General features: G+C 62.8%; 6 protein-coding genes, 1 tRNA gene and 1 pseudogene. 6 read left to right on the forward strand and 2 right to left on the reverse strand.

The window, feature by feature from the left end; all coding sequences use genetic code 11:
- Positions 1 to 22 precede the first annotated feature (22 nt).
- From G404_RS0104120 to G404_RS18000, 3 genes are read left to right on the forward strand one after another with little or no spacing between them, the layout of a single operon-like run.
- A complete protein-coding gene (locus G404_RS0104120; protein ID WP_028639968.1) occupies positions 23 to 316 on the forward strand; it encodes a YggT family protein in 294 nt (97 codons plus the stop codon).
- 4 nt (positions 317 to 320) lie between these two features.
- The gene (gene folD, locus G404_RS0104125; RefSeq protein ID WP_028639969.1) at positions 321 to 1214 is read left to right on the forward strand and encodes a bifunctional methylenetetrahydrofolate dehydrogenase/methenyltetrahydrofolate cyclohydrolase FolD; all 894 of its coding nucleotides are present in this window, start codon (positions 321 to 323) and stop codon (positions 1212 to 1214) included.
- Positions 1215 to 1234: 20 nt separating this feature from the next.
- A complete protein-coding gene (locus G404_RS18000; protein WP_051280142.1) occupies positions 1235 to 1927 on the forward strand; it encodes a hypothetical protein in 693 nt (230 codons plus the stop codon).
- Between the two features lie 25 nt (positions 1928 to 1952).
- On the opposite strand, the gene G404_RS0104135 is transcribed toward G404_RS18000, so the two are convergent.
- Positions 1953 to 2567, reverse strand: coding sequence for an LON peptidase substrate-binding domain-containing protein (locus G404_RS0104135; RefSeq protein WP_028639970.1), 615 nt, complete (start codon positions 2565 to 2567; stop codon positions 1953 to 1955).
- Between the two features lie 7 nt (positions 2568 to 2574).
- A complete protein-coding gene (locus G404_RS0104140) occupies positions 2575 to 3483 on the reverse strand; it encodes a tetratricopeptide repeat protein (protein WP_028639971.1) in 909 nt (302 codons plus the stop codon).
- A gap of 250 nt (positions 3484 to 3733) precedes the next feature.
- Here G404_RS0104140 and G404_RS0104145 point away from each other — a divergent pair.
- The 3 genes and pseudogenes from G404_RS0104145 to G404_RS0104160 form a co-directional block, all read left to right on the forward strand.
- A tRNA-Gly gene (locus G404_RS0104145) sits at positions 3734 to 3808 on the forward strand.
- Positions 3809 to 4102: 294 nt separating this feature from the next.
- Positions 4103 to 5359, forward strand: coding sequence for a tyrosine-type recombinase/integrase (locus G404_RS19745; protein WP_028639972.1), 1257 nt, complete (start codon positions 4103 to 4105; stop codon positions 5357 to 5359).
- Positions 5360 to 5689: 330 nt separating this feature from the next.
- Positions 5690 to 6046 (forward strand): annotated as a pseudogene (locus G404_RS0104160) (IS21 family transposase); the annotation flags it as partial.

The following is a 6046-nucleotide window of genomic DNA, read 5'->3' on the forward strand; positions in this document are numbered from 1 at the left end:
TGATTTGAAGGGGACGCCGACCGTGCTGATCTACACTCTGCTTGGAATGGTCCAGATTGTGTTCAACGCGATCTGGTGGATCGTGATGGCCCAGTTTGTGATGGGGCTGCTGATCGCGTTCAATGTGGTCGACACGCGCAACGATGCCGTGTTGCGGTTCTATCGCGGGCTGAGTTCGCTGCTGGAGCCGGTGCTCGGGCCGATCCGGCGCTCTTTGCCGCGTGCCGATGGGGTCGATTTCTCGCCGCTGGTGCTGCTGCTCGGCATGCAGCTTGTGATGTATTTGTTGTCTGTGCTGGCCCACCAGGGATATTGATCGCATGAGCGCTGAACGGATTGATGGAAAAGCTTATGCGCTGGGTCTGCGCGGTCGGATTGCCACATTGGCGGCCGACTTTACCGCGCGCACCGGGCGCAAGGCGGGGCTGGCCGTGGTGCTGGTGGGCGAAGATGCCGCCAGCCAGGTGTATGTGCGCAGCAAGGGCAAGGCGACGGTTGAGGCCGGGATGGCCAGCTTTGAGCACCGCCTACCGGCTGATGCCGGTGAAGCCGAACTGCTGGCGCTGATCGGGGCGCTCAACGCCGATCCGGCGGTGGATGGTATCCTGGTGCAATTGCCGCTGCCGGCGCATCTCGACGAACAGACGGTGATTTCGACGATCAGTCCCGACAAGGATGTCGATGGCTTTCATGTCACCAACGCCGGGCGGCTGGCGGTGGGGCAGCCGGGGTTTGTGCCCTGCACGCCGCTTGGCTGCGTGATGCTGCTCAAAGACCGGCTGGGCAGCCTGTCGGGCATGGATGCGGTGGTGATCGGGCGGTCGAACATTGTTGGCAAACCGATGGCGCAATTGCTGCTGGCCGAAAGCTGTACGGTGACGATCGCGCACAGCCGCACGCGCGATCTGGCCGATGTGGTGCGCCGCGCCGATATCGTGGTGGCCGCTGTGGGCCGGCCGGAAATGGTCAAGGGCGACTGGATCAAGCCGGGCGCAACCGTGATCGACGTGGGCATCAACCGTGTCGACGCGGCAGAGCCGGGCAAGACACGGCTAGTGGGCGATGTCGATTTTGGCGAAGCCTGCGCCGTGGCCGGCGCGATCACCCCGGTGCCGGGTGGGGTCGGGCCGATGACCATCGCGGTGCTGCTGCGCAATGCGCTGGTCGCCGCATTCCGCAACGCCGGGATGGCGCTGCCGGCAGAGGCGATCTGATCCGCGCGCGCCACGCCCTGATGGCACTGGCGCTGTGCCTGGCGCCGGCGTCCGGGCATGCGCAATCGTCAAAGCGGGGCCTGACCCCGCTTGGCAATCCCAGCGCGCTGGTCGAAGCGGAAAGCGCGCTGGCACATCTGGCGCGCGACAAGGGTGCCAATACTGCGCTGGCAAACACCGGCGAAGAGACGGCAGAGATGATTGCGCCTGCGCGCAGCGCGGTGCGCGTGTGGCTCAAGGCGCATGATGCAACGCCGTGGTTTGCCGATCGGCGCACCGACACGGCCTGGGCCGCGTGCGACGGCACCGCCGGGGTCAGCGCCGGTACCTGGCGCGGCGGCTGGTTTGCCACGGTGTGGAAACGCCAGAAAAAGCTCGATTTCAAATGGGTCCTGACCGATGCCGGGCCCCTTGTCGCGGTGCCCCCTGCGCCCGACTGGATCACCGGAAAAGTGGCCGATTGCCCGCCGCGCCCGGCACCGGCGGATGGCCCGCGCCCGTCTGGCCCGCCCCTGCTGCGCGCTTTGCCTGCGGCCATGCCGGCCAACGACGCCCCGACCGGGTCCGACAGCCGCGACGGGCGTTCGGACGATGGCTCGCTGGTCTGGCGCAGCACTGTCCTGCCCGACCGATCGCGCCGGTTGCAGGTTTGGATCTGGCTGGATGGTGCATTCCGCGCGGTGCTCGACCGCCCCACGCCCGCCGGTAACTAGGGTCCGGATCCCAGGCTGACCGGGTTTATTGCAGCGTTACGCGCCCATCGTCGCGGTCGCGCCGGCCAAAGAACTGCATCAGCTGGATCAGCAGTTCGCAGCGGGTGGCCAGCGTGCTGGCCTCGAGCAGCGCCTGTTTGGCGGCCAGATCGAACGGGGCGATCTGCGCGACGCCGTTGATCAGTGCGACATCATCCAGCTTGCCCACCGAATCCCAGTCGACGGCATAGCCCTGCGCCTGTGCAAATGTGCGCGCCTCGCGCTCGAACCCGGCGCGTTCGATCGCGCTGAGCGCCGCATCCAGAGGTTCATGGATCAGTTCGGCCTCGACCTGGCGGAACGGGGTGGTCACGTCGAGTTCGCGCAGCACGCGAAACCGCGCCACGCCCTGCAGCACGATGTTGTAGCGCCCGTCGTCCAGCGCCTCGACATCCGCGATCTTGCCCACGCAGCCGACGCGGAACAGCGGCGCACCATTTTCGGGCGATTGCGGCTGGATCATAGCGATCCGCTGATCGCGGGCCAGCGCATCGGACACCATCGCGCGATACCTTGGTTCGAAAATGCGCAACGGCAATTGCAGGCCCGGGAACAGCAGGGCACCGGCCAGGGGAAAGATCGACAGCCGCTCGGGGGTCATCGCGCGATCATCCGAACAGCACGGTTGACAGTTTGCGACGTGTTGCGGCCACCCACGGGTCTTCCAGCCCGATGGCTTCGAAAATCTGCAGCAGTCGCGTGCGCGCCGCGCCGTCGTTCCATGCGCGGTCTTTGGCGATCAGCGCCAGCAGGACCTTGGCAGCCTCGTCACGGTCACCGCTGGCATACAGGCCATTGGCCAGCGCCAGGTGCGCGTCGTTGTCGTCCGGGCTGGCTGCAACCGCCGCACGCAGACCATCCAGTTCGCTCGGCTCGGGCGCATCTTCGGCCAGGGCCAGCGCGGCGCGCACTTGCGCAAACGCAGGATCTTCGGCCAGCTTGGGATCAAGTTCGGCCAGCGCGGCAGCGGCTTCGTCCTTGTGCCCCGCGGCCAGCAGCGCACGGATCAGCCCGGCGTGGGCCAGCGCGCTGTCGGGCGCGATCTCGATGATCTGGGCAAACACCGCGATCGCCTGCTCGTAATCGCCTTCGGCCAGCACTTCGTCGCCCAGGGCCAGCATCGGCGCCAGATCGGGGGCCTGCTCGTCACCGGCCTGCACCGGCACTTGCGCCAGGATCTGGTCAAGCACCTGCTTAAGCTGCGATTCGCTGCGCGCATTGGTCAGGTCGGCCACCGGCTGGCCCTGAAACATGGCATAGACCGTGGGGATCGACCGGATCTGGAACTGTGCGGCGATGAACTGGTCTTCATCGACATTGACCTTGGCCAGCACCACGCCCTTGTCGGCATATTCGGCGGCGATTTTTTCCAGCATCGGCGTCAACGCCTTGCACGGGCCGCACCATTCTGCCCAGAAATCCAGGATCACCAGCTTGGTCATCGATGGTTCGACCACCGTCTTGCGGAACCGGTCGACCGCTTTCTGTTCGTCGAGATTGAGGCCAAGGCTTGCCACGCGTGGAATCTCCGCAAGGATGGTCGGAACTGATTGTTGCACACCATGTGGGAAGCGATGCGCATTCGACAAGGGCAATCGCCATGCATCGCCCGCAAAGCCACGTGCAAAACCGCACGCGCAGGCGATTGTGGAAAGAAAGTGCATTTGGGGGGTTGCGCGCCCGCAACATCGCCGTTATTTGCCCGCCTCACCCCAGCCGAACGGCGCTTTTCCAAGGGATAGCGGGACAGTTCGGCGCAACGCACGAGCGGGCGTAGCTCAGGGGTAGAGCACAACCTTGCCAAGGTTGGGGTCGAGGGTTCGAATCCCTTCGCCCGCTCCAGTTTTACCATGAAAATCAGTGATTTAGAAAAACACTTCCCAGCGGGAGGTGCCAATTTTGCCGTGTTCGGATCGTGTTCGGATTTTCGGGAAAATGTTCGGATTTCATCGGGTCAGTAACCGCCTGATTCCCCAACTACCCTTTAGGTCCGGCAACGAACGACATTTCATCACTGTCGGGCACGGTTTGCCAATTTCGGAGAATTTTGCCCGACACCGTTCCCCCGACGTCAAAAAAATCGCATGTTCGGATCGTGTTCGGATTCGAATGGTTGATTGAGTTTCGGGGGATTGGGTGCCGAAAGGTTCCACAGACAGCGCCAAAGGGACGATCACGGCGTCTAAGACGTTCCGTGAGGGAGCAATCTACCTTTACCAGCGCGCGGATTTCAAAAAGCCAACATGGCTTTGCCGCATCAAGGTTCCCAACACCAAGGGCTATGTCAACCGCAGCACGGGCACTGGCGATGAGCATCAGGCCTTTAAGTTCGCCGATGATCTCTACAACCAGCTTCTGGTCAAGTCGCTCACTGGCGAAACGGTGGTCGGCAAGCGCATTGGGCCAGCCATCGATGCCTACGTTCGCCGGATCGACCCTGACAAAGAACGCCTGTCGATCCGCTATAAGATTCTGCTGATGAACAGGATCAAGCCCCATTGGGCCACGAAGATGTTCGAGGACCTGTCGCCGGCGATGATCTCCAAGCTGGTCGACAAGCTAATAGAGAACGCCCGTGAAGGCAGGCTGTCGCCAAACACGATCAAGCGGATTTATTCCGACCTGAAGCACTTCTTCCAGTGGTGCCTCGATGAGGGGTATCTGGATCGGATGCCACGGTTCCCGCGAACCAACGGCGAGGCTGCAAGGCGACCGCATTTTGACCCAAGGGACTGGAGCAGGCTGACCCGCAACCTCCAGGAATTCGTCAAGATTGAGAACAAGGCGGTCAAACGGGACCGCATGATGCTGCGGGACTATGTCCTCATCCTGGCGAACACGGGCATCCGTGTTGGTGAAGCTCGCACTTTGAAATGGCGAGACATCCGAGAAGTGGCGGTGAGCGATGACGTTCCCGCCAACATCGTCCTCACCGTGTCGGGCAAGACCGGCAAGCGTGAGGTCGTCTCAGCCTCAACGGACATCAAAAAGTACCTGAAGCGGATTTACGACCTACGCATCGAAGAGCTGACGACAGAGGAAAATCCGAAGCCTAAGCTGGACCCTGAAAGCTTGGTGTTCTGCCACAAGGACGGCAGCGAGATCGGGTCGTTCAAGAAGTCGTTCGCTGCCCTGCTGAAGTCCGCCAAGGTGGAGCGGGACACGCACGGGCAGGTTCGCACGTTGTACTCCCTGCGGCACACCTATGCGACCTTCCGCCTGCAAAACGGCGTCCACCAGTTCACCCTAGCCAAAAACATGGGAACGTCCGTGGCCATGCTGGAGCAGTACTACGGGCACACGTCCAACATTGCCTCTGCGGATGAACTGACCAAGCGCGTCAGGAAGACCAAGGCAGGGACGAAATCGACGCTCAGCTGGCTGGAGGATTAGCGCGTGGACCTTTTAACGAACTGACCGGACCCGTCGGCATCAACCGAAAGGAGATGCCGACATGGAATTGAAGTTTGTTGCCGCAGCCAAACCCAAGCAGGTCGATGCCGCCGTCCACCGCCGCCAGAAGCTGATTGGGCGGATCGATGCCGCGCGACAATCAGGATGAGAACGCAGCGACAATCAAGGTGAGAATCGCCGCTTGCTGGCACGGCGGAGGGCGTAGCCCGTAGCCGTGCCAGCAAGCGGTGAGGCCTCTATTTCATAGGGGTTCTGAGGGTCGTGGTCGGCCCGGTATGACGCGCATCGCTTCGTTTGGAAGGGATGCGGGTGCCGGGCTGCCATATCAACGATCATCAGATGAGGCTTTATATGAAGCTCAAGCAGACCAATTCGGTGCCGGTGGCCGCCGCCAAGGCAGGGATCAGCATGGCGAGCGCGTATCGGATCAACGCGGATCCATGCCTGCCCTCGCAACGCAAAAAGCCGCGCGAGCGGCGACGGCCTGACCCGCTGGCAGACATATTCGAGACCGAGATCGTGCCCTTGCTGGAGGCGGCACCGGGGTTGCGCGCCGTAGCCATCTTCGAGGAGATCCGCCGGCGTCATCCCGAACTCGACCAGAGGGTCCGGCGGACGTTGGAGCGTCGGATCCGGTCTTGGCGCGCGCAGTTCGGTCCTGATCAG

Source organism: Novosphingobium acidiphilum DSM 19966, assembly GCF_000429005.1.
Classification (GTDB): domain Bacteria; phylum Pseudomonadota; class Alphaproteobacteria; order Sphingomonadales; family Sphingomonadaceae; genus Novosphingobium; species Novosphingobium acidiphilum.

Bases quoted from the DNA above. Each gene is read 5' to 3' on its own strand.
- folD (WP_028639969.1), top strand. From the start codon at position 321: ATGAGCGCTGAACGGATTGATGGAAAAGCTTATGCGCTGGGTCTGCGC.
- G404_RS18000 (WP_051280142.1), top strand. From the start codon at position 1,235: ATGGCACTGGCGCTGTGCCTGGCGCCGGCGTCCGGGCATGCGCAATCG.
- G404_RS0104135 (WP_028639970.1), bottom strand. From the start codon at position 2,567: ATGACCCCCGAGCGGCTGTCGATCTTTCCCCTGGCCGGTGCCCTGCTG.